General features: G+C 65.7%; 29 protein-coding genes. 14 read left to right on the top strand and 15 right to left on the bottom strand.

The features are described 5' to 3' along the window. Nucleotides 1-313: 313 nt before the first annotated feature. Complete coding sequence (locus E7742_RS08040) at nt 314-856, bottom strand: signal peptidase I (protein ID WP_175420436.1); 543 nt, start codon at nt 854-856, stop codon at nt 314-316. 874 nt (nt 857-1,730) lie between these two features. On the opposite strand from E7742_RS08040, the gene E7742_RS08035 reads away from it, so the two are divergent. Together E7742_RS08035 and E7742_RS08030 are read left to right on the top strand one after the other, a co-directional pair. After that, nucleotides 1,731-2,543, top strand: a complete 813-nt coding sequence (locus E7742_RS08035; RefSeq protein WP_137798472.1) for a hypothetical protein — start codon at nt 1,731-1,733, stop codon at nt 2,541-2,543. A gap of 307 nt (nt 2,544-2,850) precedes the next feature. Beyond that, nucleotides 2,851-3,564, top strand: a complete 714-nt coding sequence (locus tag E7742_RS08030; RefSeq protein WP_368076958.1) for a hypothetical protein — start codon at nt 2,851-2,853, stop codon at nt 3,562-3,564. A 962-nt stretch (nt 3,565-4,526) separates the two neighbouring features. On the opposite strand, the gene E7742_RS23735 is transcribed toward E7742_RS08030, so the two are convergent. Next, the gene (locus tag E7742_RS23735; protein ID WP_137798470.1) at nt 4,527-4,781 is read right to left on the bottom strand and encodes a CDGSH iron-sulfur domain-containing protein; all 255 of its coding nucleotides are present in this window, start codon (nt 4,779-4,781) and stop codon (nt 4,527-4,529) included. Between the two features lie 165 nt (nt 4,782-4,946). Between E7742_RS23735 and E7742_RS08020 the strand changes: the two genes are divergently transcribed. The 5 genes from E7742_RS08020 to E7742_RS08000 all read left to right on the top strand — a co-directional run bounded on the left by E7742_RS08020 (nt 4,947) and on the right by E7742_RS08000 (nt 9,407). After that, nucleotides 4,947-5,252, top strand: a complete 306-nt coding sequence (locus E7742_RS08020; RefSeq protein WP_137798469.1) for a metal-sensitive transcriptional regulator — start codon at nt 4,947-4,949, stop codon at nt 5,250-5,252. A gap of 630 nt (nt 5,253-5,882) precedes the next feature. Further along, nucleotides 5,883-6,095 (top strand): heavy-metal-associated domain-containing protein, encoded by a 213-nt coding sequence (locus tag E7742_RS08015; RefSeq protein WP_137798468.1) that lies wholly within the window; start codon nt 5,883-5,885, stop codon nt 6,093-6,095. A 113-nt stretch (nt 6,096-6,208) separates the two neighbouring features. Further along, nucleotides 6,209-6,724: a carboxymuconolactone decarboxylase family protein gene (locus E7742_RS08010; RefSeq protein WP_137798467.1), complete on the top strand. Its 516-nt coding sequence runs from the start codon at nt 6,209-6,211 to the stop codon at nt 6,722-6,724. A 648-nt stretch (nt 6,725-7,372) separates the two neighbouring features. Then, complete coding sequence (locus E7742_RS08005; protein WP_137798466.1) at nt 7,373-8,800, top strand: MFS transporter; 1,428 nt, start codon at nt 7,373-7,375, stop codon at nt 8,798-8,800. Nucleotides 8,801-8,912: 112 nt separating this feature from the next. Beyond that, complete coding sequence (locus tag E7742_RS08000) at nt 8,913-9,407, top strand: universal stress protein (protein ID WP_137798465.1); 495 nt, start codon at nt 8,913-8,915, stop codon at nt 9,405-9,407. Nucleotides 9,408-9,752: 345 nt separating this feature from the next. On the opposite strand, the gene E7742_RS07995 is transcribed toward E7742_RS08000, so the two are convergent. Beyond that, nucleotides 9,753-10,193 carry a MarR family winged helix-turn-helix transcriptional regulator gene (locus E7742_RS07995; RefSeq protein ID WP_137798464.1) on the bottom strand — a complete coding sequence of 147 codons (441 nt, stop codon included), beginning with the start codon at nt 10,191-10,193 and terminating at the stop codon, nt 9,753-9,755. A gap of 183 nt (nt 10,194-10,376) precedes the next feature. Between E7742_RS07995 and E7742_RS07990 the strand changes: the two genes are divergently transcribed. After that, nucleotides 10,377-10,907 (top strand): maleylpyruvate isomerase N-terminal domain-containing protein, encoded by a 531-nt coding sequence (locus E7742_RS07990; protein ID WP_137798463.1) that lies wholly within the window; start codon nt 10,377-10,379, stop codon nt 10,905-10,907. A 110-nt stretch (nt 10,908-11,017) separates the two neighbouring features. Here E7742_RS07990 and E7742_RS07985 read toward each other — a convergent pair whose 3' ends face one another. Both E7742_RS07985 and E7742_RS07980 read right to left on the bottom strand, forming a co-directional pair. Beyond that, on the bottom strand, nt 11,018-11,563 hold the full coding sequence (locus tag E7742_RS07985; protein WP_137798462.1) for a hypothetical protein: 546 nt from the start codon (nt 11,561-11,563) through the stop codon (nt 11,018-11,020). A 399-nt stretch (nt 11,564-11,962) separates the two neighbouring features. Continuing rightward, entirely contained in the window at nt 11,963-12,445 is a 483-nt protein-coding gene (locus E7742_RS07980; RefSeq protein ID WP_137798461.1) for a hypothetical protein, read from the bottom strand. Nucleotides 12,446-12,679: 234 nt separating this feature from the next. Here E7742_RS07980 and E7742_RS07975 point away from each other — a divergent pair, with 234 nt between their 5' ends. Beyond that, the gene (locus E7742_RS07975) at nt 12,680-13,801 is read left to right on the top strand and encodes a hypothetical protein (protein WP_175420435.1); all 1,122 of its coding nucleotides are present in this window, start codon (nt 12,680-12,682) and stop codon (nt 13,799-13,801) included. 154 nt (nt 13,802-13,955) lie between these two features. Here the strand turns inward: E7742_RS07975 and E7742_RS07970 are convergent, their stop codons facing one another. From E7742_RS07970 to E7742_RS23475, 3 genes are all read right to left on the bottom strand, one after another. After that, the gene (locus tag E7742_RS07970) at nt 13,956-14,297 is read right to left on the bottom strand and encodes a hypothetical protein (protein ID WP_137798460.1); all 342 of its coding nucleotides are present in this window, start codon (nt 14,295-14,297) and stop codon (nt 13,956-13,958) included. Between the two features lie 39 nt (nt 14,298-14,336). Then, nucleotides 14,337-14,489 carry a hypothetical protein gene (locus E7742_RS23480; protein ID WP_254699202.1) on the bottom strand — a complete coding sequence of 51 codons (153 nt, stop codon included), beginning with the start codon at nt 14,487-14,489 and terminating at the stop codon, nt 14,337-14,339. A 62-nt stretch (nt 14,490-14,551) separates the two neighbouring features. Further along, complete coding sequence (locus tag E7742_RS23475; RefSeq protein WP_254699201.1) at nt 14,552-14,908, bottom strand: hypothetical protein; 357 nt, start codon at nt 14,906-14,908, stop codon at nt 14,552-14,554. A 1,086-nt stretch (nt 14,909-15,994) separates the two neighbouring features. On the opposite strand from E7742_RS23475, the gene E7742_RS07960 reads away from it, so the two are divergent. From E7742_RS07960 to E7742_RS07950, 3 genes are read left to right on the top strand one after another with little or no spacing between them, the layout of a single operon-like run. Continuing rightward, a complete protein-coding gene (locus E7742_RS07960; protein ID WP_254699286.1) occupies nt 15,995-16,807 on the top strand; it encodes an ABC transporter permease in 813 nt (270 codons plus the stop codon). Next, a complete protein-coding gene (locus E7742_RS07955; protein ID WP_254699200.1) occupies nt 16,804-17,856 on the top strand; it encodes a taurine ABC transporter substrate-binding protein in 1,053 nt (350 codons plus the stop codon). The genes E7742_RS07960 and E7742_RS07955 overlap by 4 nt, the downstream gene beginning before the upstream one ends. After that, entirely contained in the window at nt 17,853-18,650 is a 798-nt protein-coding gene (locus E7742_RS07950) for an ABC transporter ATP-binding protein (RefSeq protein ID WP_137798458.1), read from the top strand. Before E7742_RS07955 ends, E7742_RS07950 begins: the two co-directional genes overlap by 4 nt. Before the next feature lie 3 nt (nt 18,651-18,653). Here the strand turns inward: E7742_RS07950 and E7742_RS07945 are convergent, their stop codons facing one another. From E7742_RS07945 to E7742_RS07930, 4 genes are all read right to left on the bottom strand, one after another. Continuing rightward, nucleotides 18,654-19,799: an LLM class flavin-dependent oxidoreductase gene (locus E7742_RS07945; protein ID WP_137798457.1), complete on the bottom strand. Its 1,146-nt coding sequence runs from the start codon at nt 19,797-19,799 to the stop codon at nt 18,654-18,656. A gap of 287 nt (nt 19,800-20,086) precedes the next feature. Then, nucleotides 20,087-20,767 carry a hypothetical protein gene (locus E7742_RS07940; protein WP_137798456.1) on the bottom strand — a complete coding sequence of 227 codons (681 nt, stop codon included), beginning with the start codon at nt 20,765-20,767 and terminating at the stop codon, nt 20,087-20,089. Nucleotides 20,768-20,795: 28 nt separating this feature from the next. Then, nucleotides 20,796-21,137 carry a hypothetical protein gene (locus tag E7742_RS07935; protein ID WP_137798455.1) on the bottom strand — a complete coding sequence of 114 codons (342 nt, stop codon included), beginning with the start codon at nt 21,135-21,137 and terminating at the stop codon, nt 20,796-20,798. A gap of 172 nt (nt 21,138-21,309) precedes the next feature. After that, complete coding sequence (locus tag E7742_RS07930; RefSeq protein WP_137798454.1) at nt 21,310-21,660, bottom strand: hypothetical protein; 351 nt, start codon at nt 21,658-21,660, stop codon at nt 21,310-21,312. 176 nt (nt 21,661-21,836) lie between these two features. Between E7742_RS07930 and E7742_RS07925 the strand changes: the two genes are divergently transcribed. Next, the gene (locus tag E7742_RS07925; protein WP_254699199.1) at nt 21,837-22,562 is read left to right on the top strand and encodes a transglutaminase domain-containing protein; all 726 of its coding nucleotides are present in this window, start codon (nt 21,837-21,839) and stop codon (nt 22,560-22,562) included. Nucleotides 22,563-23,096: 534 nt separating this feature from the next. Here the strand turns inward: E7742_RS07925 and E7742_RS07915 are convergent. From E7742_RS07915 to E7742_RS07905, 3 genes are all read right to left on the bottom strand, one after another. Beyond that, the gene (locus E7742_RS07915) at nt 23,097-23,444 is read right to left on the bottom strand and encodes a hypothetical protein (RefSeq protein ID WP_137798452.1); all 348 of its coding nucleotides are present in this window, start codon (nt 23,442-23,444) and stop codon (nt 23,097-23,099) included. A 240-nt stretch (nt 23,445-23,684) separates the two neighbouring features. Continuing rightward, nucleotides 23,685-23,879 carry a hypothetical protein gene (locus E7742_RS07910; RefSeq protein WP_137798451.1) on the bottom strand — a complete coding sequence of 65 codons (195 nt, stop codon included), beginning with the start codon at nt 23,877-23,879 and terminating at the stop codon, nt 23,685-23,687. Between the two features lie 569 nt (nt 23,880-24,448). Further along, the gene (locus E7742_RS07905; protein ID WP_137798450.1) at nt 24,449-24,679 is read right to left on the bottom strand and encodes a hypothetical protein; all 231 of its coding nucleotides are present in this window, start codon (nt 24,677-24,679) and stop codon (nt 24,449-24,451) included. 1,085 nt (nt 24,680-25,764) lie between these two features. On the opposite strand from E7742_RS07905, the gene E7742_RS07900 reads away from it, so the two are divergent. Then, on the top strand, nt 25,765-26,433 hold the full coding sequence (locus E7742_RS07900) for an enoyl-CoA hydratase-related protein (protein WP_137798449.1): 669 nt from the start codon (nt 25,765-25,767) through the stop codon (nt 26,431-26,433). The last annotated feature ends 3 nt before the right edge of the window (nt 26,434-26,436 follow it).

The raw sequence follows: 26,436 nt of genomic DNA, 5'->3' as shown, positions 1-26,436 counted from the left end.
CTTTTCTCTCCCATGCCCTCCGCGAGGACAGCCGGCATCGTGCTCTCGGCGTCGAGCGCAACGGATCGCCGAACGTGGGCGGTTCTGTGCGTGTTCCTGACGGAAAACGTGTGGCCAGGCCGGCGCGACCGGTCACGGAGCGAGAGGACTGACAAGCACCTGTCAGTGCCGACCAGATCGATTTGCGTCAACTGGTTCCAGACGCCGTTCTGGACGATTTTCAACTCGCACTCGAAACCGCGGACGTGGCAGCAGAACTCGCGCTCGCGCACTGTCGCTGATCGGGCGCGGCGCGATGGTCTGCACCGGATCGTCATGCTTCGGCCTGTCGCGGTTCGGTATCTCGTCGACCTCTTCGGGGGAGTCGTGCGGTGTCGCGTGCTGAGCCGGCGAGCATGACCGCCGCGTAGATCAGCAAGGCGCCCCCCAGCACGGTTTTGAGGTAACCGCCGTACGGCACCGCGTACCAGACCTTCCCGCGGACCTGTTTGGCAGCGACTGTTTTCGTGTCGGGGGAGGGGTTGGCGTCGCCTTGTGTGGTGAACCGGAGTTCGCCCTCCCGGGTGCGCCCGATTCGCACAATCCGGTGCGTGACGAGTGTCGGACTTCCTGCGTCCCATTCGAAGGTGATGGGATCACCGACTTGGAGAGATTCCACCTGTTGCTCGCGTACCACGACTACGCTCCCTGGCTTGTATGTCGGGTTCATCGAACCCGAGAGCACCGTGTACGGCGTGGAGCCCGTCGCTGCCGGGACGAGCACGACCAAGGCGAGGGCTGCACATACCACCACGAGCGTCGCCCAGGACAAGATGCGTCTGGCCTGGAGGCCCGCCCGGGAAAACTTCTTCCGCACTCGGGGGTGAAGGACAGGACGAGGCGCGTACTTGCGAAGGGGTGTCGTTGCGATGTTGGGGCGGGAGGAGCGCAGGATCGGAGTTCCTTAGAGAAGATGGGCCTTGCAGACGACAGCGACGCGCGGGGTGTTGAAGTAACCGATGAAGATGTTTGCACGTGTTCGGAGCCTTCGAGGGCAGCCAGGGACGCGACTACGCCGTTCCTAGAAGGATATCGCCATAGCTGCGTGGGTGTTTCACACTTGTGGGTCCAGAGGCACCCGGTCGTGATACATCGTTAGGTGTTGCTTTCGGATTGGATCCGGGGGCGAAAAAGAGAAGCGGTAGGCGGCCAGCCCGAACTCGGGGCATCCCGTGCCGGCGTCGACACCTCCGAGGAGATGGATCCTCCGGAGCGGAGCCCTGGAATGGCCGGTTTTTGTGGGCTTCGAGGCAAAGGGGCGTTCTGGCCGACTACCTAAAATTCGCCTACGGATCCCACGGCAGCACGCACTTCTCGAACGATCCGGCCACCCTGCTCGACATGTTGGAGGCAGTCGGCACCACCCGCCAGGCCGTCGACCGGACCGACGTTCGCCTCTCCCAGAGCGACTACGGCTCGCCGAGATAATGGGGCTGCGTTCAAGACCGGCAGCGGCCTGATCCTCCCCGTGTCAGCGCCGGCGAACGTGCCGAACGCCGAGCCATAACCAGCTCTCGATGTGGCGACCCGCTGAGCGAGCGCTGCAGACCGCGCGGAGCGGAACTTTTTCGTTCAGATACGTTCCAGCCGGTTTGTTAGTAATGTACGTCACACTACCCCAGATTGTTATTGACAACACACCTGGCTGTAATCACCCTCGCGCGGGCGCGGGCCCGCACCCAAGGAGCGTCATGAAAATTCGCTCGTTATCCCGACTCATTCCCGTAGCGGCGGCCGCCGCGGCCCTGTCCCTCTTCGGATCAGGATTGGCCACCGCTCAAGCAGCAACCGGCTCCACCGGAACTCCGACCTCCGCGCCGTTCACCTTCGACGATTGGGGCACCTGTCCCGTGGGTGACCCGGACGTAGCCACCTGCGCGACAGTGCTGGTGCGCTCCGGAACCGCCACTATCGGATCCCTGTCGGTGCCGTTGTCGGACGGCGCGTTGAAGATTGCGGGCGGCGTCAAGTACGTCTTCGGTGACGACGGCAGCTTCAGTCAGGTCTTCGTGCCGGCGCCGGGAACCCGGAAAGGCGTGGTCTCCAATCCGATCAGCGTCCCCGGCGGAGTCTTCGGCTTCGAAGGACCACTGGGCCTGTCCTCGGTCACCGTGACCCTCGAACCGGTCGAGACACCGACTATCGACCTGTTCACCTTCAACCTGAAGCTTCCGGTGCGCATGAAGCTCTCGAATGCGTTGCTGGGCAACAACTGCTACATCGGCACGTCTGCGAACCCGATTCGGCTCAACCTCGAGACCCCGAACCAGAACGGCAACGACGCCGAAGCCATCGGCAACCATCCCGGCGCCGTCTTTCGGGCGATTCCCCACAATGACCGCACCTTTGCCGTGCCCGGAGCCACCGGATGCGGCGCGCTCGGCAGCCTGAACTGGGCTGTCAATCTGCGCACGGGCACCCCGTCCGCCAGCGGCTCCAACGCCATTGACACCGTCTCCGACATTTACAACGTCGGGGCCTACGACGTTCCTACGCAGGCATAACCGCGCCGACCTCTGCCGGGCGGACTGCCCGCAGAGCTCCCCGCCGCAAGCCGGTGGCCGGCCCCTCCACCACTTCGTCCGTCCATATCGCCCTGCCATTCGCTCCTGACACGACCACTCACGAGAACGACAAGGTGCTCTTGACATGACACGCTCATCCTTCGTCACCCGGCTGGCACCACTTGCCGCCGCCACCGCCGCCATCACGCTGCTCACCAGTGGCGTTGCCGGAGCAGCGGACTCGCCCGGATCGGTCGGCTCCACCGGCTCTTCAGCGTCCACGGGCTCGACCGGATCGCTCGGGTCATTGGGCTCCACCGGCCCCGTCGAACCCGACCCGCTGACCTTCGACGGCTGGGACACCTGCCCGATCGCCGACCCCGACGTGGCCACCTGCGCGACAGTGCTCGTGCGGGACGGCTCGGTCAAGATCGGCAATCTCACCGTCCCCCTGCCCGACGGCAGCCTGAAAATCGCCGGCGGCCTCAAGTACGAATTCAAGGATGACGGCAGCTTCGACCAGGTGTTCGTACCCGCCCCCGGCACGAATCACGGCGTCACCGCCAACCCCATCGATGTCCCCGGCGGCGCACTCGGCATCGACACCCCACTCGGCCTCACCCAGATCACCGCGGAAGTCGAAGCCCTGGGCACCCCGAAGGTCGACCTGTTCACCTTCTCGCTCGACCTGCCGGTGCGCCTCAAGCTGTCCAACCCGCTGCTTGGAGACCACTGCTACATCGGGTCGGCCGACAAGCCGATCAACTTCGCCCTGCGTACACCGAACCAGACCGGTAACGACGCCGAGGCCATCGGCGACCACCCCGGCGCCGTCTTCCGCGCCATTCCGCACGAGGACGACACCTTTGCCGTCCCCGGCCCCGAAGGATGCGGCGGTGGCCTCCTCGACTGGGCCGTCAACCTTCGCGCCGGAACCCCCTCACCGGCCGGCAAGAACTCCATCGAGACCGTCTCCGACATCTACAACGTCGGAGCCTACGAGGTCGACCCCCCCGCGTGAGCTGACCAGTTCCGACAACCTTGCTGGTCCTGGTCGTACGGGACCAATGAGTGCCCCCTGGCGCTACGAACTCCCAGGCTCGCTCTGCCCGAACGTCGATCCCCAGCCGACGCTGTTACGGGTCGCGCCTGGCGAAGTGGTCGGTCCTGAATGAGTGATCGCCTGATCCGCAACGCATTTCGTGTGGCGGAGCATGTGGCTACACTCAGCGCCGCCCCGCAGAAGCGACCGCGCGGATTTCGTGATCCCCCAGATGCCCCGGCGCGGCGAGCGGGGGGGGCGGTCCCCTTGACGCCCGTACAGTGCCCCGGCAGTCCGTCCCGGACGCCGGGGCACACCCCTATCCAGGTTCGATCAGCAGACTCGAGGCGTCACTTCAGAGTCTCTACGCCCCCGTCGCGCAGCACCAGCACCCGGTCGGGTCGAGCGCACGATGGTGGTGCAGCCCCCTCCGGCGCTCCACTTCGCCGATGCGAGCAAACACTATCGACCAGCCGCCACGCCTGTTCTAGTCAAATGACCGAAAACTCTGTAGGGCAGCCAACTTCAAAGATCGTGCGCCGGAGGTGCAGCTTTCGCTGGGTGCCGTCGCTCCCCGAGCTTCGTTCGTACAGTCGTCGGGCGCAGACAAGCACACTGTCGTCCACCGCGGCGGTAGCGTTCTTTTCCGTGGGCGCGTGCAGTGCCTCCTTGTTCATGCAGGCCGGTATGCGCTGTGCACAGTTTCGCCCAGTGGTGCGAATCATCGACACCGTGCCGCCTGTGCGGCTCGGTCGGTCGTTCTCGGTCGGGAGCGGCTGTCCGCGTCGGAAATCACCGCGGCCGCGCAGCCGAGAACACAGCGCACAACACGGCGTGCGGCGGGCGATCGATACGCCGAGGCCAATGCGAAGCGGAAACCGGAGATGGGGGGCATGACGAGTCCTTCCCTTCGTGTCTTGACTTGCCTGTGGGCGCAGCGCTCAGCGCTGGGGTTGAGCGCGTTCTGTGGCGTGGAACCCTGTCTTCGCGTGGGCGCCATCGCAGAAGGGTTTTGACGCGGATGCGCCGCAGCGGCAAAGGAAGACGGTGCGCCGGCTTCCCAGCTCGTAGATCGTTCCGCTGTGGTCGACCACCTGGATGGGGCCCTTGACTTGAAGGGGCCCGTTGTCGACGGTCTTGACCGTTACCTGGGGTGGCTCCGGGGTCGAGGCTGCGGAATTCCGGGGATCTGTCATGCCGATGGCCCTTCAGTAGTGCGGATGAGCTCGTCAGCCGAGGCGGGGTTTCTGCCCGGCTTGCCTACTACCCTACGGGGGTATAGTGTCCGACATCAACCGGGTACCCCCGGGGGGTAGTGGGTCGAGAAAGAGCGGCCGAAGGTCAGCCGAAAGGTGGCACTAATGCAGAGCATCGAACTCGATGTGGAGCACGGTTACATCCACCGCAAGGATGACTATCTCAAGCGCTTGCGCCGGATCGAGGGGCAGGTACGGGGGTTGCAGCGAATGGTGGATGAGGAGAAATACTGCATCGACATCCTCACTCAAGTTTCTGCGGTGACGAAGGCGCTGCAGGTGGTATCACTCGGCCTTCTCGAAGAACACCTGGGCCACTGCGTGGTCGAGGCTGCCGTACGCGGCGCCGACACGGCGGGGGAGAAGGTTCAAGAAGCCTCTTACGCCATAGCGCGGCTGCTCCGTTCCTGAATCGCGCTACTCCTCCTGGTTTTCTGCATACCGGTAAGGGGTATCGACGTTGATCACCCCCAGCGGCGTGAGAGGCATGAATCGCGCCAGATCGGTTGCCGAAACGGCCGGGAGCCTCGGGCACGAGCGGCGTCGCCGTGCTGATGGCCACCAGCGAGGCGCCCCTCAACGACAAGAAGACCCACACAGTGGTCCCTGCGATCGGCTTGCAGGTCGCCGACCGACCACCACAAGGAAGGAGTCCGTAGATGCGGACCCCGGTCAAACTCACCGGATTCGCCGTGGCCGTGGCCGCGGTACTCGCCGCCTCCTTCGGAGTCGGAAGCGCCGTGGGAAAGTGCTCTTCCGCTGGCTGCAGCCGGCTTGCTCAATTTCAAGGCAGCCAACACCCTTACCGACACAGATTCGGTATCGACAAAAGCACGGGCCCGGCAGCAACAGCAGCCGGTCAACCTCTGACCGCCCGGCGACAGTTCCTCGGGCGGTAGTGCCCTACCGTGCGAGAACCCATGGATCCTGCCCGACTCGGCCTGGCCCGTTCACAGTGGGCGTTCGGTCCGGGCCGGACAGGCGACATACCCCCGGACACCCCCGACCGGGCGGTAACCACCACAGGAAAAGGAAGCACACATGTCCTCCACAAGTACCTACCGCGTCATCGGAATGACGTGCGGAGGTTGCGCAGGCAAGGTCACCAGCAGGGTCGAGCAGATCCCGGACATCACAGACGTGGATGTGGATCTGGCGACGAGCAGCATCACGGTGACCTGGGCTGAGAACGTCAGTGACGATGCCGTCAGAAACGCCGTCGAACAGGCGGGTTATCGGATCGCCGCCAACTGACACCTGGTGGCCATGCCACCTCTTGTAGCGCTCGGGCCCTGACAATCTCCCTGCAGGTCAGGGCCCGAGCCATCGGACGCCTTCATCGAATTCGCCACAACCCGAGGACAGTCATGTCTCGCCTCCCCAACCTCACGCCGGTCACCGCCGTCGGAGCCTCCCGAGAGCTGCTGGCCGATCTCGTCGCCCGCCACGGGCAGGTGGGCGCCATGGTCTCCACCATGGCGCACTCTCCGGCAGTCCTGGGCGGCTATCTTCAGCTCAGTCGCGCCATGAAGCGAGCCAAACTCGACCGCAAGACCAGCGAGAGAATATCCATCGCACTTCAAGCGCAGATCGGATGCCGACTGTGCCTCCAATCCCACATCGACGCCGCACGTTCGATGGGTGTCGATGCGCAGGAGATCGAACGAGCCGAAGCCGGCACATCCGCAGACACGGCCACCGCCGCGCTCATCGCTCTGGCCATGCAGATCTACCGAGAGCCGGCTGCCATCACCGACGAGCAATTCACCGCACTGCGGGGACACGGCTACAGCAACCGCGAGATTGCCGATGTCGTCGGCATCGTGGCTCTCAACTTCCTCACCGGCGCGTTTAACCTCGTCGCCGGCCTGGCGCCGGAATAGGCGCAAGCGCAGGGCTTTCCATCACCATGCAGGGCCTGATAAACGCAATAGCCGGCGACCTTGCGGCGCGACAGAAGGTCGGGAAGCAACGATCTCGGCAGGCATGTACTACGGCTCCAGCGGCTGCCCGAGCTGGGGGAGCGGACGCCTCGCCCAACCGATCGCCTTTGATGTGCCGCGCCCCCGGTGACCGGCGCTCCGGTCCGCGGCTCCACAGGACCGCAATCGTTCGCGTACCCGGTAGGGGTATGCGGACGGGGGGCATGTGCCGGTGCTGGGCCGAATGGATCACGCGATCCTGCGTCGTCAGGCGAGATTCCCGGGTGCCAAGCGGGACACGTTCCCTGCCGTGGACCAAGGTCGCCCGTCGCGCCATCGGTGCCTGACGGAGGAATGTAATTCCTTTCCGCACAGTGTATTTCAAAACGACTGTGGCGTTCAGTCGTGTCGAAAGGTCCGATCGGTCGTTCGCTCACCGCGGCCCTCGAAGGCTCAGTTCCGGTGGGGCGCCACCCGTCGGCAGCGGCAGATGTCGAGCACGCTGAGCGAAAGGGGTAGTCTCCCAACGCTTGCGATTGATACCCTACCCCCCTAGGGTAAGCAGCAATCAAGCTTGCCGTTCCCACCTCTACCCGAATGGAGCACGACATGTCGTCGTCAACCTCACGAAGTAGCTTGCGATGGTGGGGTCTTGCCCTCATCGCGCTGGCGCAGTTCATGGTGATCATGGACGCGTCGATCATCGGAGTCGCACTGCCCCGCATGCAGACGGATCTCGGGTTCACACCGAATTCGCTGTCGTGGGTGTTCAACGCCTACGTCATCGCCCTCGGCGGTCTGCTCTTGCTGGGCGGACGTCTCTCCGACCTTTACGGCCCCCGGAAAATGTTCGCGACCGGATGGCTGGTCCTCGGTATCGGATCACTAGTGGCCGGTTCTGCCGGCAACGTGCCGGTCGAGCTCATTGGCCGCGTGCTGCAGGGAGGCGGATCTGCACTCATTGCGCCGGCCGCGCTCACGCTCCTGATGATGCTTTTCGGGTCCGATCCGAAGGAGCTCACGACTGCGATGGCGCTCTATGGCGCGGCAGCACCAGCCGGCGGCACCGCGGGCGTCTTCCTCGGAGGTCTCATCACCGAGTTCGCATCGTGGCCATGGGTGTTCTTCATCAACGTGCCGATCGCCGTGGTAGTTCTGCTGGTGATGTGGAAGGCGTTGCCGGGGGGAACCCTCGGAGCTCGTGGCTCGGTCGACGTGATCGGCGCTCTCACAGCGACTCTCGGCCTCGCGGCACTCGTGTTCGGTATCGTGCGCGCTGAAGTTGCCGGATGGGACTCCGCGCAGACCTGGGTGGCGATCGGTATCGGGGGAGTTCTCCTCGTGCTGTTCCTGGTCTCGCAGAATGTGAAGCGAGAGCCACTGATGCGTCTGTCGATCTTCAGCTCGCCGAATCTCGGTGCGGCGAACCTGGCGCAGTTGCTCCTCGGAGCCGCGTGGGTGCCGATGTGGTTCTTCTTGAACCTGTACCTGCAGCAGGTACTCGGTTTCAGCGCCTTCCCGGCGGGAGCTGCTCTCCTCCCGATGACAATCCTCATCATGCTCGGGATGATTGTCCTCGCGCCACGCATCATCGCAGCGTTCGGACCGAAGGTTCCGATCGTGCTGGGCTTGGTCATCTTGGCTGTCGGTCTTGGCTGGATGGCCTTCGTCAGCCCCGACGGTACGTACTGGGTCGACGCGTTCGGGCCCTCCCTGGTCGTCGCCTTCGGGCAGGCGCTCGCTTTCATTCCGTCGCTCCAGGTTGCGATCTCCGCAGCGCCGCCGGCAGAGGGGGGACTCGCCTCCGGAATCGTGAATACGAGTTACCAGATCGGCTCGGCGGTCGGCCTCGCGATCGTCTCCGCCGTCGCGGCCGGCTTCGGCGCGAGCCAACTCGACGATCCCACGGCGCTTACGAACGGCTACTCGGCCGCCTTCATCGGTGCTGGGGTTATCGCGCTGGTCGGTGCGGTGCTCGTTCCGATCTTCTTCCGCACCAAGCGTGAGGTCCACACCGTCGACACACTGTCTGTCTAGCGGTCCTGCTGTGCGCTCCGTGACTTGTCCGGTCCTTCCCGACAGACGCGCACAGACACCACCGAGAGCGCGAGCTCACCGACATCCGCACCTGAACGAAGGAACAATCATCATGTCCACCCCAAGCCTTCTCATCGCCTACGACGGCTCCCCGAACGCAAAGAGCGCCGTTGAGGCCGCGGCCACACTCTTCGCGGGTGCCGAAGCCGTCCTGTTCTACGCCCGGCAACCGATGGAAAGCTTCGCCGCACATCTTCAGGGCCACCCTGCCCTCGAAGAGCTCGACGGCCTCGACGCCGCAACGCTGGACGCATCCGAGCGAATCGCGGCCGACGGCGCCGAGCTGGCACGCCGGCACGGACTGCGGGCTGAGCCACTCGTCGCCTCGACAGTCGCCACGGCGTCGGAAGCCATCATCGAGGCGGCTGAAGAACGTGATCTCGACCTGATCGTGCTGGGCTCTCGCGGCCTTCGGGGCCTGCGTGCGACGCTCCTGGGCAGCACGTCCGCAAACGTGCTCCATCACGCAACCAGACCTACGCTCGTGATCCCCGCTGATGCGCTGGCACAGGCTCGCGCCGAGAGCCAGTCGGCTATGCGGAACTGACCACGACGGCCGAAAATCAGCGTGTCCGTTCCCCTAGCCTCCCTCGATCGAGTCCCGTCTTCCCGATCGGGTGCCGAGCTTGCGCGGAACGGAGAGCGAGGCGCGTCGTCTGGACAACTCCCGTTGCCAGCGCGCGTCTCGCTCTACCGTCTGAGGTCTGACGGTCCCACGAGTACGGCGGTTGCCGCGTGTGGCGCGAGGGACGTGCTGGACGTGGTCGGCGTCGGTGCTGGCCGCGTAGGGTACGAACGGAATTCGGGGATCAGTTCACCCTCACCTCTGCGACTGCCCGTGCGGTGGAGCGAGGAATGGGATTTCCGGCGTGCCGCCAGGGTGTGCCTTGCGTCAATCGCAGGCCGTGGCGAGCCGAATGAGCATATCGCGCAGGATCGCAGCATCGCTCGTCGTCAGCACTGCGTGGAGGAGCTCGTCCTCTGCTTCCCTGATCTTCCCGCGGACCGCATCGAGCAGTGTGCGGCCCCCGGAGGTGATGCCGACAGTGCGCTGACGTTGATCGCGGGAGCGTTCGCGGCTGACGAGCCCCCGCGAGACCAACGCGTCCAGATGTCGACCCAGCCGAGTGGGGTCACGGCGGGTCCGGCGGGAGAGCTCCACCTGAGACATGGCCGCACTCGAGGAGACCTCGGTCAAGATCGCGTACTCCCACATCGACAGCCCGGCATCGCGCAACAGAGGCTCCTCCATGGCAGCCAAGCGAGGGAGTACCCGCGCCATGAGCGCAGCGAGGTCGGGCTCGCCGCGCACAGGGATCTCGGAACCGGTCATGGACACCCTCCTCAGTGTCGTCTACCGTGGTAGAGGATCAGTTAATCTACCGCGGTAGACGATCAAGTTGGTCCTCTGCACATTCGACGGTAGTTCACACATTGCCGGTCGGAGCACCTCGACCACAGCGGTCGAGTGCGCTGTCTCGGCTTCGCCCGAAGGGGGCGCGCAATGGATGTATCCATGTTGCACACCGTGACCGAAGACCTCGCAGGATGGCTCTCCGAGATCACCCAAGGCGATCTCGGGCAACCAACGCCGGTGCCCGCACGGGACGTCGGCGACCTGTACCTGCACATCATCGACCGAAATCTCGTCGTCGCCGCAGGCCTCACGCATCAGCCAGTACACGTGCCCGTCCAGGGCCACGCATTGCGGAGGCCGACCCTCGACACCTCGGTAGATCTCTACGGCGGTGGGTTCGAGCGGTTGTACCGTCGGACGGCCCGTCAGACGGAGGATGGTTTCGCGTCTGTTTCCTCTGCCGAATCGCGCTACTGCATAGACGGGGTCGACCTCGACGCCTGCGCGGTCTACGACAAACACGTCAGCGACACCGTCATCCACACCTGGGACCTGACGCAAGCGATGGGATTCGACTACCGCCCGTCCGCTGAAGTGGCACAACGGATTTGGCAGTCGTTGCAGAAGTCGCCAATCGAAGACGCCGATACGGTATGGGCGTGTGCGCTCAGAATGTCGGGTCGGGTGTAGCAGACGAACTGGGTTCCGTCCGCCCGAGGGGCGGCATCGAAGACAGTTCGTACAGCGCGTCGGCGCCAGCCCGGACCGTCGCCTGCGCTCGAGCAGGGTGCCGACTCGCGCTACCAGTTCGGCAGGTGGGCCCGGAATTCGTACCAGGGGCCATCGATGTGTGTGGCTTCGAATTCCTCGTAGTACTTGTCGCCCGTGGGTTGACCTGTGGGGGAGTACACCCACCCTCCGGTTGACAGCCAGAAGACCTGATCCTCGTCCACGAAGTAGATCGCACCGTCTCGGTGACGCGTGACTGAAGAAATCGAGAACGGGCCGACGTCGATACCCCAGAGGGCGTCCCCTTCCGGCATCGTGGTGACCACTGCCTCGAAGTCGGAGCGCGCGGAGTGAAACGACGGAGCTGGAAGTAGCAAGGCCAGTAGCAGTGCCATGACGACGATTACTGGGGCTGGGACGATCCACCAAGACCATCGGCGGTAGCGGACGACGACGTTGAACGTCTTGGTTGCCCAAACGGTTCCGGTGAGGAAAAATAGAAATCCGAGGGTAGTCAAGATCAGATCGTTGGCGAGGTCGTCCGCCGTATGGGCCGCGCCGGGCCACCAGTCGACTACTGCGAAGACGATGCCCGTCGCTAGCACTGCTGTGCACACGGCCAGCACCGCTCGCGGTGGCCGCCCGTCCGTGTGCCGCGCAGTCGAGGGCATACCCGACGGTATCGCACGCTGCTGTCCGGGCTTTCGAGGTTGGGCGCGCACACTTGCCGACCTACGAGCGGCGTTCCTTCCCAAATTAGTGCCCCGCGGGCGTGTGCGGATCTGGGTGATGCGTTTGTTGCCTTGTCTGATCGGGCGTTCGTGGGTGTAGAGCGGGAAGGGATCGTGGTTCCACCCGTCGGTTTCGTCGACGGGATTCACGTCGTACGGGTCGACCTCACACTCGATGTCGGGTGTGGCCGGCGATCGGGGTGCTGGACATCTGCCTCGACGGCTTCGTTCCAGTGCGCCCGGCCGCTCTGCCTCGCTGCTGTGGAGCCCTCGTGGATAGTGATGTCAGGCGAGCAGCGGGGCCAGACGGGGGTCGGTGTCCCAGCGGTCGCCGAGGATTCCGCGGCCGCACCAGAGCGCGAGAGCGGGGGCGGCCGGCCCGGCGAGTCTCAGCGGTACAGCGTTTTCGAACGCGAGGGTCAGCGACCATCCGTACAGATCGGGGTGAAATTCGGTGACCGCGTTGAAGTGGAAGCTGAGCCAGCCCTTCGCCGCGGTGTGGCACCATACGCGGTGGTTGGTGATAAGAAACTGACTTTGCTGGTGCTCACGCCACATGAGCGTGCCGTCGCGTTGGGCGGCATGCTTGGCGCGGCTATTGGCGATCATGCTGCCTGCGATGCTGCCGACAACGAAGGCGGGGCTGCCGATCGCGAACGACGAGGTCCGGTAGTAGGTGCCGTCACCAGCCCAGTACCGCGAATACTCGGCAGTTCCTTCGGCAATGGCCCCCTCGCCGTGGCCCAGCACGAGGCCGTGTACTGCCATCGCCGGTGGCGGTGATCCGGCTCGGATCTGTCGCGCGCACTCGACGGCGTACCTCCACCACTGATTGCACTGCTCTTCGCGTGCGGCTGCCTGTTGCGCGAGCCCCCTCGCCTTACTCCCCATGCGGCTGAAGCTATCAAAGAGGACCGACTGTCGAACGGAACCTACCGCCGTGGTTAGCCTGCTGGTGGCGGACTATCGGGGTCGGGGGTCGGGTTCTGGAATGGTGGGTTGATGAGTGCGGTCGAAGCGTTGTTGGCGGGTCCGCGTGGTCGTCGGTTGCTGCTCGAATACGCGTTGGACGCGGAGCAATGTGTGGGCGTCGAGTCACAGCGGGACACGCTCCATTCTGCCGTGTTCCGGGCCTCGTATCGCGTCGACGTCGCTCGGGGCACCGGAACGGTCCTGTTCGGACCTGGTGCGGAGGAGGCTCGGCGGACCGTCGTCACTGCGAAGGATGTGGCGGACCGCCTGTCTCGGGTGCCGCTTCCGGAGGTGACGGCGACCGCGCTGCGTTCTGCCCTGGAGGCGTCGGTGGATTCGGCGTGGTATTGGCAGGAGCCGGACGGGAAGGAAGTACTTCTCGCCGCCGAGTCCGTGCGAGGTGAGCTGCGACGGATTGCAGAGCATGTCGCGTCGTCTCCGCATGCGCAGTGGTGGTCGACAGGTCTCGTTGCGGGGGATCAGTGGCTGGTGGGTTGGGTCGATGAAGGCACGGATTCTCTCGACGCGGCCGTCATTGCACCGACTGCTGCGGAATTGTTGCGGGACTACCGCGTTCGCACTGTCGAGGAGGAAGAGCGAGCAGCGCGCGATCGACCCGTGGATCCGTCGGCGAACTGGTCCGGGTGGTGGTGGTCGACACCACCAACGCGAAGTTCGACCCGCAGGCTGTTCGACGGAACCCCGGCAGGGCTGTGGTTCGTCGAGGACAGCATGGGATGGAACCGTGCCGTCTCGCGGCCCATGGACATCCCTGATGGTGTTCGCGTGTACGAGGTCGATGGAGCACAGTCGTGGGCGCAGCTGTGCAGGCAGTTCCCCATGGAGGTGACTGCACAGAAGCGACACGACTGGTACCGCGCGACGGGGTGGACAGGGCGATGGGTCATCCCCGACTGGCCGCGGGTGGCCGAGCGGTACGACGGTGTTCATCTCACCGTGGCGGGATACCTCGCCGCGGCGGGCACCCCCGTCGCTGTGGATGACGACACGGCGAGTGTGATCGCAGGCTGGGCGCCCGACGAGACCTATTGGCTCACCGACGTCGCCACTCTCGAAGCCGACGGATATCGGAAGTGGTTGTGTAACAACAGCGTTCGGCATTATTCATGGGTGGAAGATCTGGCGCAGTGATCGTGTCGACACAGCGCCGGGAGAAGATTTCGGGCGGTTCTAGTGGAGCGTCATCCAGATGGCGGCCGAATGCGACCGCCAGGGTGCCGACGATGACCGCGCCGATCGGGACGGTGCGCCGACCTTTCGATGGGCTGGAGCTAGCGCGAGCTTCTCACGTCAGGAGGACATCTGCGACAGCAACCACCACCGCCGACGCACAACCGACGGCGATCCCGGCAATCTGCGGCGCTTTCGACCCGACTCGCCGCGCGAGGTAGCCGGCCCCGGCTCCCACGATTCCGATCGCGAGCACGCCGCCGAAAATCGAAAACAACGTCATGAATGCGACCATTGTGATCGACGCGCTGAGTGCAGCCCCTATGGAGTGGCCGGCGGTGCCTGCGACAGCTATGGGGAACTGCCACACCAGGGCCGTCAAGCCGGCCGCGACAGGTGCCGAGAGCACGGCAGAGCACGCGCCTTCCCGCAAACTACGTTTGGATTCGGGCTGCATTGCCATCAGTGTGTCTCGTCCCTTTCGTAAAACCGAGCGTCAGACGGGTTCGCCGTTGAAGCGGGCTTCCATGATGGGTGACAGTGGGATGTGGTGGACGATCCGCTTGGTGAGCGGAAGTGCGTGGATCGCGGAGATGGCATCCCACTTGAAGGCACCGCATTCGCCGGTCGGTAGCCCGGCTGGCCGCATGCCGAGTCCGTCCTCGTCGATGAGCCAGACGATCGGTGGCGTCTGTTGGTCGGTCAGACAGGTCAGTTCTCCGGCGGCGGTTCGGAGGGCAGTCGGTAGCCGGCCAGCACGGCAGCCATGTCGCCTTCGTAATGCTCCTCGGTCCAGCGAACAGTGTGGTCGACGACTTCTACAGCTTCCGAGCGGTGCCAGGCGCCTTCGCAGGTGACGACGCGGACCGGCTCGAAGTCCTGGGCGATCGGCATGGGCTCGGGGACTGCGGGCGTGGTCTGGGGCAGACCTGAGAATCCGAGGAGGTTGTCGGCCAGGCAGGTCGGCTCTACCAATCCTGAGATCGTCGGTGGTGGTGTGGGCGCGGCGGTGTCGTCGGACTCGGTCGACGAACCGCACCCCGACATGGTGAGTGCGAGCGCAGTCAACCCCACTAAGATCCTCGAAGCCCCCATAACGGGCACTTTACGGATGGGGCGGGGAGTGCGCGGGTGAACTGCGGCCCGGTACCGCGTTCGGGGTTCGCGGCGGTGCCGCGCAAACTGCGGTGTGCCTGGTTGCTGTCGATGGAGGATTCACAGCGGACCCAATCCGATGCGTGGGTGGCGTCACTTGTCCGGACAGATGGGGACCCGGCAAGATCCCATCGGGGTCTGCTTGGGCCGCGAGGTCGTCCTGGACGTGGACCGACGACGGGGGAGGCGCAGCGGTGGCGGAACGATGAGCGAAGGCGGGCGTCGACTACCGAGGCGGACGGATGCAGTCGTCATCGCGTGGTTCTCGGTCGTATTCGCTGCCATCGCGATCGTCTTGGCTGTGCAATTGCCGTGGGGTGCCGCAGTAGGAGACACTGGTTTCGATCTTTGCCGTGACCGTCCGCCGGCTTCGGTACAATCGGACTCAAATCGTCCAGGGCAGATACGAGTCACGACCTCTCGGTCTTGGTTCCCGATAGGCGTGAACTGCGAGGGTGTTGACCCGACGTCCGGCGAATACGTTGTAGATCGGCCCAGGAGTTGGGTCAGCACCTACATCAGCTTTCTCGCACTGGGAATCGGGGCTGTCGCAACCACCGTCCTGTCAATCCAGTATCGACGACCACGGATCGACGGATGAAACCTGTTCTGCTCCGCGCGTGCCGGTTGTCGATGGCGTGCGGGTTGCTCGCCCAGCCGGCAGGGCGTGTGGTTCCTGATCCAGACGCGGTCTGCCTCGCCCGGCTGTCAGCGCCTTCGCATCATTCTCACTGATCGGTCGCGGCCCCCGCCCCAGTTTTCACCGGCTTCCAGGCGAGCGATTGTCCTTGCCACGGGAAGTCCGCATGAACCAGGGTTTTGCTCACCATGGTCCCAACCCTGTACCCGAGGGCTTCCGCCACGCACAATCGCAGCTCTGACGATCGAAAGCTGTGCTGGGCCCGGTAATTCCGGCCAGGAGGTACCGGAAGCGTGAATGCCCCAGTCGATCTGCTCGACGACCCGACCACTGTTGTCCCCGCCAGGACGAGACCGCGACTGAGTGGTCCACCTCTGCGCCGGGTGGCCGGTCGTGTCCTGGCACTCGGCGTGTTCCTCGTCCTCTGGTGGGCGGTGACCGCCGCCGGACTGATCGAACCGCTGTTCCTCCCGTCCCCGGGCGCGGTGTGGGACGCGTTCGTGCAGGCCAACACGTGGCATCCGGTCGCACCGGGCGTCGACCGGCTCGTCCAGGGCGAACAGGGCTATTTCCTGTGGGAGCACCTGTTGGCGAGCTGCCAGCGGATCGCCGCCGGCGTCGGTGCCGCCGTCGTGGTCGGCCCGCTCCTCGGCTTCGCGATGGGCATGTGGCGGCCGCTCAACACCCTGCTCGAGCCGTACCTCAACTTCCTGCGCGCCCTGCCCCCGCTGGGCTACATCGGCCTGCTCATCGTGTGGTTCGGCATCGGCGACACCTCGAAGATATGGCTGTTGTTCCTCGCCGCGTTTCCCGCGATCACCATCGCCACGATCAACGGCGTGCACGCGGTTCCACGCGATCACATCGACGCGGTGCGCTCACTCGGCGCCAACCGTCGCCAAGTGCTCACCGAAGTCGTGTTGCCCTCTACCGCGCCGGAGGTCCTCACCGGAATCCGCATCGCGGTGGGTTTCGCATGGACGACGGTGGTCGCCGCCGAACTCAACAACGGCATCCCCGGCATCGGCGGCCTGGCCTATCTGTCGGGCACACAGCTGAACACGCCGCTGACGATCGCCTGCATCGTCGTCATCGGCATCACCGCTCTGGTCTTGGACGCGGTCATCAAATGGCTCGGCGTCCTCGCCGTGCCCTGGAAGGGAAAAGCATGAAGCGCACACTCGTGGTCGCGGCGGCGCTGGCGGCGGGCACACTTGTCGCCGGCTGCGTCTCCACCGATCGGAACAGTTCGCCGGACGGCTCCGCGGCGGCCGCCGCGTGCCCGTTCGAGGTGAACCGGTCGGTGACGACCACCGCGCGCATCGCCTACCAGGACATCCCCAACGGCGACCTGCTGGTGAAGGATTCGGGCATCCTCGAGGCATGCCTGCCCAACGCGGACATCACGTGGAGCCGGTTCCCGTCGGGCGGTGACGTGGTGCAGGCGTTCGGTTCCGGCAGCGCCGACCTGGGGCTGCTCGGCTCCAGCCCCGCGACGAAGGCGCTGTCGGCTCCGTTGAACATCGACATGCAGGTGATCTGGATCCACGACGTGATCGGCGCGGCCGAATCCCTCGTGGTGCGCGACCCGGCGATCACCTCGGTCGAGCAGCTCGCCGGCAAGACGATCGCCACACCGTTCGCGTCGACCGCTCACTACAGTCTGCTCGCCGCCCTGGACCGGGCCGGCATCACCGACAAGGTCACCCTCGTCAACCTCGCCCCCGATGCGACGGTCGCGGCGTGGCAGAGCGGGGAGATCGACGGCACCTGGATCTGGGAGCCGACCCTGTCCGAACTCGCCGGCGGTCACGTGCTGCTCACGAGTGCCGACACCGCTGCGGCCGGCGTCCCGACCTTCGACCTCGCCGGCGCCACCCGGGCCTTCGTCGACGCCAACCCGGAGTTCGTCCAGGTGTGGACCCGTGCCCAGGACTGGGCGGTCGAGCAGCTGCTCACCGATCCCGACAAGGCGTCCGTGGCGCTCGCGGTCCAGCTCGGTGTCGCACCGGAGGCGGTGCGCCCGCAGCTCGACGGGCTGACCTACCTTCGGGCATCGGAGCAGGCGTCGGACGCGTACCTCGGTGCCGCGTTCGCCGACAACCTGCTCTCCACCGCGCAGTTCCTGCACGAGCAGGGCCAGATCACCGCGGTCAGCGCTCCCGAGGTGTACCGGAACGGCGTCTACGTCGACGCGGCACGTCAGGTCGCGCAGCCGTGACCGGGAACCGGACGGGTACCGATCGGGTCACCTTCACCGGCGTCACCAAGTCGTACGGCACGGGCGCGGCGACGGTGCCCGCGGTGAGCACCGTCGACCTGACCATCGAACCGGGGGAGTTCGTGTGCCTGGTGGGGCCGTCCGGATGCGGCAAGACCACCCTGCTGCAGATGCTCGCCGGATTCGAATCTCCCACCACCGGCACCGTCGACATCGGCGGGGTCCCGGTGACCGGCCCGGGCCCCGAACGCGGCGTCGTGTTCCAGAAACCCAACCTGTTTCCGTGGAAGTCGGTGCGCGCCAACGTCGAACTCGGACCGAAATTGCGAGGTGCGTCCCGCACCGAGAAACGTCTGCGTGCCGATCGGATCCTCGCGACCGTCGGGCTGTCCGAGTTCGCGGGCCGGCGCACCTACGAGTTGTCCGGCGGCATGCAGCAGCGCGCGCAGATCGCACGCGTGCTCGTGAACGAACCGCGAATCATCCTGATGGATGAGCCGTTCGGGGCTCTCGACGCCCTCACCCGCGAGAAGCTGCAGACCGAACTGCTCGCGATCCGGCACGCCGATCACCGGACCGTCCTGTTCGTCACCCACAGCGTCGACGAGGCGGTCTTCCTCGGGAGCCGGGTGCTCGTCATGAGCACCCGGCCCGGCCGTATCGTCGAGGACATCGCGATCTCGCTCCCCGGTGACACCGACGCCGGCCCCCGGTCGCCGTCGGTGCGCACGACCCCCGCCTTCGCCGCCTACAAGGAGCGGATCGCGCGGGAGATCTACCGAGCCCACGCCTGACGCTCAGCGCGCCAGCACCAGTCCCTCCGCCGCCGCGGGGTGCGTCCACAGCCCGCGGCGAGAGAGGATGGGCAGCACGCCTTCACCGAACTGGTATGCCTCCTCGAGGTGAGGCACCCCCGAGAGCACGAACTCGTCGACGCCGGCGGCGTGGTACTCCTCGATCAGCGCGGCGACCTCGGCGTGGCTGCCGACCAGGGAGGTTCCGGCGCCGCCGCGCACCAGACCGACCCCGCTCCACAGTCCCGGGTGGATCTCGAGTGTGCGGGCGTCCCCGTCGTTCCGGGTCGCGCTGCCGTGCAGTTCCCGCATCGCGCGCTGCCCCTCGGACTCGCTGACAGCCAAACCTGCTTGGGCGAGCGCGATCTCGTCCGGATCCATGTCGTCGAGCAGCCGCTGCGCCTGCGCCCACGCCTCCTCGGACGTGTCGCGGCTGATGACGTGCAACCGGACCCCGAATCGCGGCGACCGGCCGTGCGCGGCGGCTTCGGCCTTCACCTTGTCGATCTTCCGGGCGACCGCGGCCGGCGGCTCACCCCACGTCAGGTAGACATCGGCGTGCCGTCCCGCCACCGGCAGTGCCGCCGCGGAGGATCCACCGAAGTACACCGTCGGCGCCGGATCGGGGGTCTGGTCCAGCCGCGCACCCTCGACACGGATGTGCTCACCGTCGAGCGAGACCAGGTCCCCGCGCCACAATCCGCGCAGCACGGTGAGGAATTCGTCGGTGCGCCGGTATCGCTCGTCCTTGGTGAGGAAGTCGCCGTAGGCGCGCTGTTCACTGCTCTCGCCGCCGGTGACGATGTTGATGAGCAAGCGTCCCTGCGAGTGTTCCTGGTAGGCGGTCGCCATCTGCGCGGCCAGCGTGGGCGAGAGCGCGTCGGGCCGGAACGCGACGAGGAACTTCAATCGCTGCGTCTGCGGGACCAGCATCGACGTGGTGATCCACGCATCGACGCACTGCAGACCGGTCGGGGTCAGCGCGCCCTCGAATCCGAGTTGCTCGGCCGAACGAGCGACCTGACCGAGATAGTCGAGGGTGGCGGGCCGATCGGCGGCGGTGACGCGCAGGTCGGCGCCGTGACCGCCACCGACAATGGAGCGGCTGTCGCCGGACGTGGGCAGGAACCAATGAAACGACAAGGACATGACGGGACCTTCGGAGTGAGGAGATGTGGACCGGTGCGCGTCAGCGACGACAACGCAGAGTGCACACCCGGCACAGATCCACATACAGACGCCAGCTGTGCCACACGGGACGCAGCACACGGGGCTGCGGGTCACCGATGGGCGTCATGGCAATTACTCCTGAATGTTGGTGTGCAACAGGCTACCGCACGGGGCAACGGTTTCCCACGACCCGTCCCGATCCCGAGCGTGCCTGCGCAGGAACGATGTCCGCGCTCTCCAACTCTCGCCTCATCCGGAGGCCGACCTCAGTGGGGTTGCGCCTGTCGACGCAGGACGAGCTGTACTGCCGTCCCGCCGGCCAGGGCGGCGGCCCCTGCCGATAGCGGGAACGCAAGGGGAGGTTCCACGGCGTCGAACCGTTTGGGTGCGCCACGCACGAGCGGGTCCGTGCGGGATTCGATCTCGGTCGGATCGAGGACGTAGTCGGCATCGGTGACCGCTGCTATCTCCATCACTGGAGGGTCGGAGCGGACCAGCTGCGCGGTCCCGGCGCCCACGATCAGACCGGTTGCGGGAATCGCGAGCCACAGCGCGACATGAGCGGCGCGGTCAGGGATCCGGACGACCGCCGCAACCGCCATCAGCAGCACGCTCACCGCAAGGCCGAAACCGAGCCCGATCAGGGGCAAGACGACCACTTGTGGCCACCAGGGCGGCCCGCCACGATATTCGAGATAGTCGAAAGTGAAGATGAACCCGGGCTCGGTCGAGCCCGCTGGCGGTTGGGGAGAGACCAGGACTGCTCGGCGAGGAGCAATGCGGCGCCACCCGATCAGCATCGCCAACCCCGAGCAGAGCCGGCCGTCGTCAAGGTAGCTGCAACGCATGTCCGTGGCCGCATGGATCGAGTCTCTCAGGCGCAGCGCCTCGTGGCGGTCGACGGACCGGGCCGCGCTGGTGGGGCGTACCGGGTAGCCGATACGCATCTTCGTGGGCGCAGCAGTCGCAGTCGGATCACCAACGCCATTGTCCGGGCGGGTAGAGCAACCAGGAGGTGCCATCCGATTCCTGTTTGACGTGCCAGAGGATTACGCCGGCAGAGTGCATGACCTGGGAGCGTTCGGGTAGCACGAATGGCGGTACCCACATCAGCTGGATATCGCCGTCTCCATTCCAGCCTGCGTCCGCGAATCGCTGGCGCGCGATCGCGAGGTAGCCGTCAACGTCCACGACGAACTCGGCAGGGTCGCGGGTGAATTCGAGGTAGTCGATCCACTCGTATGCTGTGGCGGTGAAGTTCCGTAGTGCGCACGGGGGGTAGTCGATTCCTCGGTTCTTGCTCCCTGAGTCGGCCATGCCTCGATTGTCTCGCCGCTCGTGTCGGCGACCCGTTGTGCTCCGTACTGGCCCTCGCTGGGGACATGAAGGTCGATTGCGTCGCCCCTGGGGTGCCGGTAGCGGCCGTCCTGCCCGGTGCCCTCAGCTTGGAGACCTGCAACGCCTTGATCGGGGCAGGAATTGCCGGGGTTTACGGACCTCCGGACAGCGAATAGCGGATGTAGCGGCCGCCCCACTTCAAGTAGGCACTGGTGGTGGCTTGGCCGCGGATGGTGTCGTTCTGGAATTGGAAGACGGCATGGCGGGGCCAGAGGTTGCTGACGTGTTCGAGGGTGTAGTTGTCGTGCGCGGGTTGGCGGATCTCTTCGCGAGCGAAGCCGTCGCTGTCGCCGCGCAGGTATGTCCTGCCGAGGGATTCGAGCCGTTCGGGCGGGATGAAGATGTTGACGCTGTGGTAGACGAACATCGTGTAGAGGAGCCCGGCGGCGAGTGCTGCGGCAAGTGCGAGAGCCCCGTATCGGAGTAGGCGGCGGCGCGGCATCAGGCACTGTAGCGCGCTGTGACCGGCACGCAGGGCCGGTCGGGTGCAGTGTCACTGTGTTCGGGTTGCCGGGACGCGTATCGGTGCGTGTGGTCGCGGCGCAAGACGATCCCCTCGAGAGCCCGCAGATGGCGAGCCGACCTCTGTACGCGATCACGGACGGTTAGCGTGTGGGAATGACGTGTTCGCTGGTCACGGGGTGGGGGCGCGCGAGTCGCGGATTTGGGTGTTGCGGCGACAGCGAGGGCGGCGTCGAAGAGACCCGGATTCTCGACTGGTGTGCGCCCGCGTTCGACCGTTTTCCGATGCGTGGTACTGGTGGTAGCCGATCCGAGGCGGACTATCTGCGGCGTGCGCATGGCTGGGTGCAGGGTGCGGTTCGGCCGGTGTATGCGCTTGACGATCTACAGCCTGCCTCCGTGACGGTGGCGAAATCGCGAGGTTCGTGTAGTCAGCGCTTGGCGGTGGTGGAGGCGCTGGCTCGCCGCGCCGGGATCGCCACCCGGGTCGAAGGGCTCGTGTTGCGAGGGGAGTTCTGGTACCCGCGTTTTCGGTATCTGCGGCCGTTCGTGCCTGATCGCGTGTTGTTGGCGTGGCCGAGTTTCCTGGTCGATCGCGGGTGGCTCGACGCGTCCGCAGTGTTCTCCGAGGGATGCCGGCTGCAATCGACGGCATTCTCGAATCGAGGAAGCGAGACCTTGTTCGACGCGGCGGCGCGGGCGCGAATCCGGTGGGGTGAGACGCCCGTCTCCTCGGGATGTGTGGATCTTTCCGGGTACGTCGTCGAGTCGTTGGGCACCTTCGACTCCCGTGACGATTTGTTCGGCGCGTACGGGCAGACACTGATCCGTCCGGTCCGGACTGTGTTGGAGCCCGTATTCAGCCGATGGGCCGCGTCTTAGAAGTGGACCGTCCCGGCGCCGCGGAACTGTCCGCGTCGCCGGCGTGCTCGATGGTGGTGGGGCTTGCAGCGCGGCGGTGCTACCGGTACGGACGGGGTCGGTGAGCCGACCGCAGGGCCGTCAGGCGTGCTCGGCACGTGTGGCGCGGTATCGGTAGCCGTCCTGGTCGGTGACGTGTTCCCATTCGAAGTCGACAGTTCGGCCGACGGTGAGGGTTCTGAATCCTGTGCCGACAACGGCGCTGAAGCTCACCCAGCACCCGCCTGGGGTTGACGTGGAGTCGATGACGCCCCAGCCGTCCTCGGTGTGCCACTCCCGCACCGTTCCTGTCGCGCTGATGGCCCCGGCAACGTCGCTCCGGGGAAATTCGGTGACCGCTCCGACCGAGTGAGTGGATTGAGCGGTCTCTATGTGGCTGCTGCAGGACGTGACGAGCAGCGGCAGTAGAAGTGCGGCGAGGCGGGTCCTGGGTCGCATGGTTCCAGTGTGTCCGCAGCTGTGGGCTGGTCGGTTGAGGTGTCCCGGTGGGGTCGGTCAGGATTGCTCGGCTTCGTCGGCGCGGTAGCCGAGCCAGATCCACAGGGCTGATGCTGCGGCCACGAGGCCCGCCACGGCGAGTGTCGACGGCCCCCACTCGACGATGAGGTCGGAGGTGTGAATGCCGGTGGCCGGGTAGGTCGATTCGCAGCGGGTCGCGACGAGAACGACCCAGACCTTGCTGGAGATCGCCGGGGTGGCCACCACGCCGTCGGCGCCGGGAGTGAAGGCCGATGGCGGAATCGGCTGCGTGGTGCACACCTCGATGGGGGCATTGATGAAGAACGCGGCGACGTAGACGGTGAGTCCGGCGGCGATGCCGAACAGCGCGAGCGTTTTGCGCATGTGGTGGTCCCCCTGTCGGCTGCCAGCGGCGACCGCACCAACTTTGAGCAAAGTCTTGTGGCCGGCGTCACGGCGATGGGCCGCCACGCCCCGGCCGAAACCGTGGACGCCTGGGTTGGGGAGCGTTTGGTGACAACCTTCATCATCCGTTCTGCGAGTTCGGCGTCCTCGAGGCTGAATCCTTCGGGGAGCGCCGCGCGTTGTAACCGCGCGGTGGCCCCTTCCGGGCGCGCAGCAAACTCACCCGCGGGCACTGCCGGTGCATCTTGCAGCGAGCGGACGAGGGCCTGGCCGGAAGACGATCACCGCCGCCACCAGCAGACTTGCCGCGATGCCGAGCGCCGGGAAGCTCACCCAGGTCGGTTCCAGATCGAGATGGGGCGGCAGGTAGAGCGCCGACATCGGGTCGACATAGGTGTCGGTTGGTTCGAGCATGTCGGACCACGTCTGTCGCGGGGGACACGTCCTGCCGATCAACGCAGTTGCCAACCCGATCACGCCCCCAGTGACCACGAACCCCGCCCCGATAGCCACGCGGCTACTCATCTGGGAGGTCCGCCGAGTTGCAGCTGTGATGGCGAACCCGGTGGCCATTCCGATCAGGCTGCCAACGGCGGGGAAGGACCACGATCAGTGGCCACCAAGCGGGGCCCGAAGCGTATTCGGAGTGGTCGACGACGATCATGTACCCGACATCGCTGGGGGCGGGGGGTGTCGATGGACCAGGCCCAGCAGTCCGCTCCGGCTGTCCCAACGGTGTGGCGAAACGCCACCCCAGGTATCCGATCGTTCCCACAATCAGCCCCCAGACCGTGAGGGCGGCGATGAGGTAGCGCCGGTTGCGAACCTCTTGCCCGTTCGGTGTCACATCGGTCCTCTTCGTCATTCCCGGATTCCTCGTCGAGCTCGGGGCCCGGGCGCCCCGCTCGTGGCCGGCACGGTAGGGATGTGCGCGGCGTCGCGATCTGCGGCGACCTCAGAGGCTACGGAAGGCTGAACGGTCGTCAGGGAATGCGATCGGTCCAGATGATCGTGACGTCGGCGGCGACCTCGACTTTGGAGAGGTGAAGGTACTCGAGGACCACCTCGCGGGCGGCGTCGAGGCTCCGGGTCCCGTAAGTCTGTGTGGTGCCGTGCTCGTCGATGTCGAGCTCGAGACCTCTGATCCACTGTCGTCGTCGCCACCACGGTGCGCGGGTCTCCCACCGGGTCACTGTTACTCGAATCTCGTCCATTCGGCACACCCTGTCACGCGAATGCGACATGCAGAGACGTAGTCCGAGCGTTTACGGGCCGGGCTCCAGATACACCGGACCGTTTTTGTAGGTCATCGGGCACCGGCGGCGGTGCCGAAGGTCCCATTGGTTCGCTTTTGCCGGCGAGGGGGGCGTACGTTGAGGAACGCAGCCTTCCCGGCTGCCTTCACCGGCGATCAAGGACTCGCCCATCCAGGCGCTGAGCCCTTATCCGCCAAGTTCACGCAGGTGTTTCGTCCTGTGGGCTCCGCCTCCACCCCGAGGATTGCGAAAGCTCGAGAAAGCCCTCGGCGTTTTGAGGAGCGCTTCATGCGCCCACCACCCGGCCAGCCGCAACATGAACACTTCGCTGACGCGGCCACCACCTTGGCTCTACTCACAGAGCACCCCACCAACCTCGTCGTCGATGGGCAGCTCCGCTCGGTTCGCACCGATTACCCGTCCGGACTCCACCTCCTGGCCACGTACAACGCGCCCGGGTGGCCCATCGGGGAATGGCTTGTGCAGTACCGCGGTCAGCGGGGCTCCGACCCCCACGAGTGGATCCTCGCGGACGCGTGCCATTGCTGGCTCGTCGACGCCTTCGATGCCGCGACCTCCGAGCTCCGGAGCGGCCGGAGGGTGAAGACTGTCCTCCGGCACACGCCGCCACAACCGTCTGTGGATTCCGTGACCGCCGACACCGCCGAGGGATGGCCGCGCCTCGACAGGCTTGCGTGACCCGTAGCAGCCGTGCGCGTGAGCGTTGGTAGGGCGGGTGACGCCAGGCACGAAGTCCCGACTTTCCGGATACGGAAGGGGCAGCCAGCAGCGATCACGGCCGCAGAACTGGGCCGACCTGGCCCGTGATGAAGGCGAGCCGTGGCACTTTCGGGCCTTACTTACGGGTGTGAGCATCGTCCTCTCTACACCCCCTGACGCAGCGTTCGCGAACCGGGCGCCCACACCCGTGCAGCACGTCTCGCGATCTTCTCCTTTTTAGAGACTTGTTCTGTTACTGTTGAGTAACTACGCGGAGTCGTCGATTCACACGGGAACTGGCGACAGATGAGAAGGAGCTCGACATGGTCACTATCTCCAGCGACGGCCCGGTATGGACGCTCAATCTCGGCGACAACGAGAACCGCTTCTCGCCTGACTGGCTCGGAGCCGTCGAGCGTGCCCTCGAGGAAGTTGAGGCATCGACCGACGCCGCGGTCCTGGTCACCATCGGTTCCGGCAAGTACTACTCGAACGGCCTGGACCTCGAGTGGATCGGGCAGAACTTCGATCAGCTCGACGCCTACGTCGCACGAGTCCAGGCGCTGTTCGCTCGCGTGCTGACCCTTCCCGTGCCGACGATTGCCGCGGTGAACGGCCACGCCTTCGGCGCGGGTTCGATGTTCGCTATCGCCCACGACTGGCGCGTCATGCGTGAAGACCGCGGCTACTTCTGCTTCCCCGAGGTCGACATCAATATCCCGTTCACCCCGGGCATGACTGCTCTCATCACCAGCAAGCTGTCACCGCGCACCGCGATCGACGCGATGACTACCGGGCGTCGGTACACCGCCACGGACGCTGCCATCTGCGGGCTGGTCGACGGCGCCGCCTCGCTCGAGAAATTGCACGGAACCGCGGTCAGCATGGTCCAGGGCCTGGCCGGAAAGGACCGCAACACCCTGGGCATCATCAAGGCCCGTCTCTTTGCTGAAGCGACCGCCGCGCTCCTCTCCGCGAGCAGCGAGGCCTGAGCA

The sequence above is a fragment of the Rhodococcus sp. SGAir0479 genome (assembly GCF_005484805.1).
GTDB lineage: Bacteria > Actinomycetota > Actinomycetes > Mycobacteriales > Mycobacteriaceae > Prescottella.
Note: the sequence above shows the minus strand (reverse complement) of the source record. Positions and strands in the feature narration are given on the sequence as shown.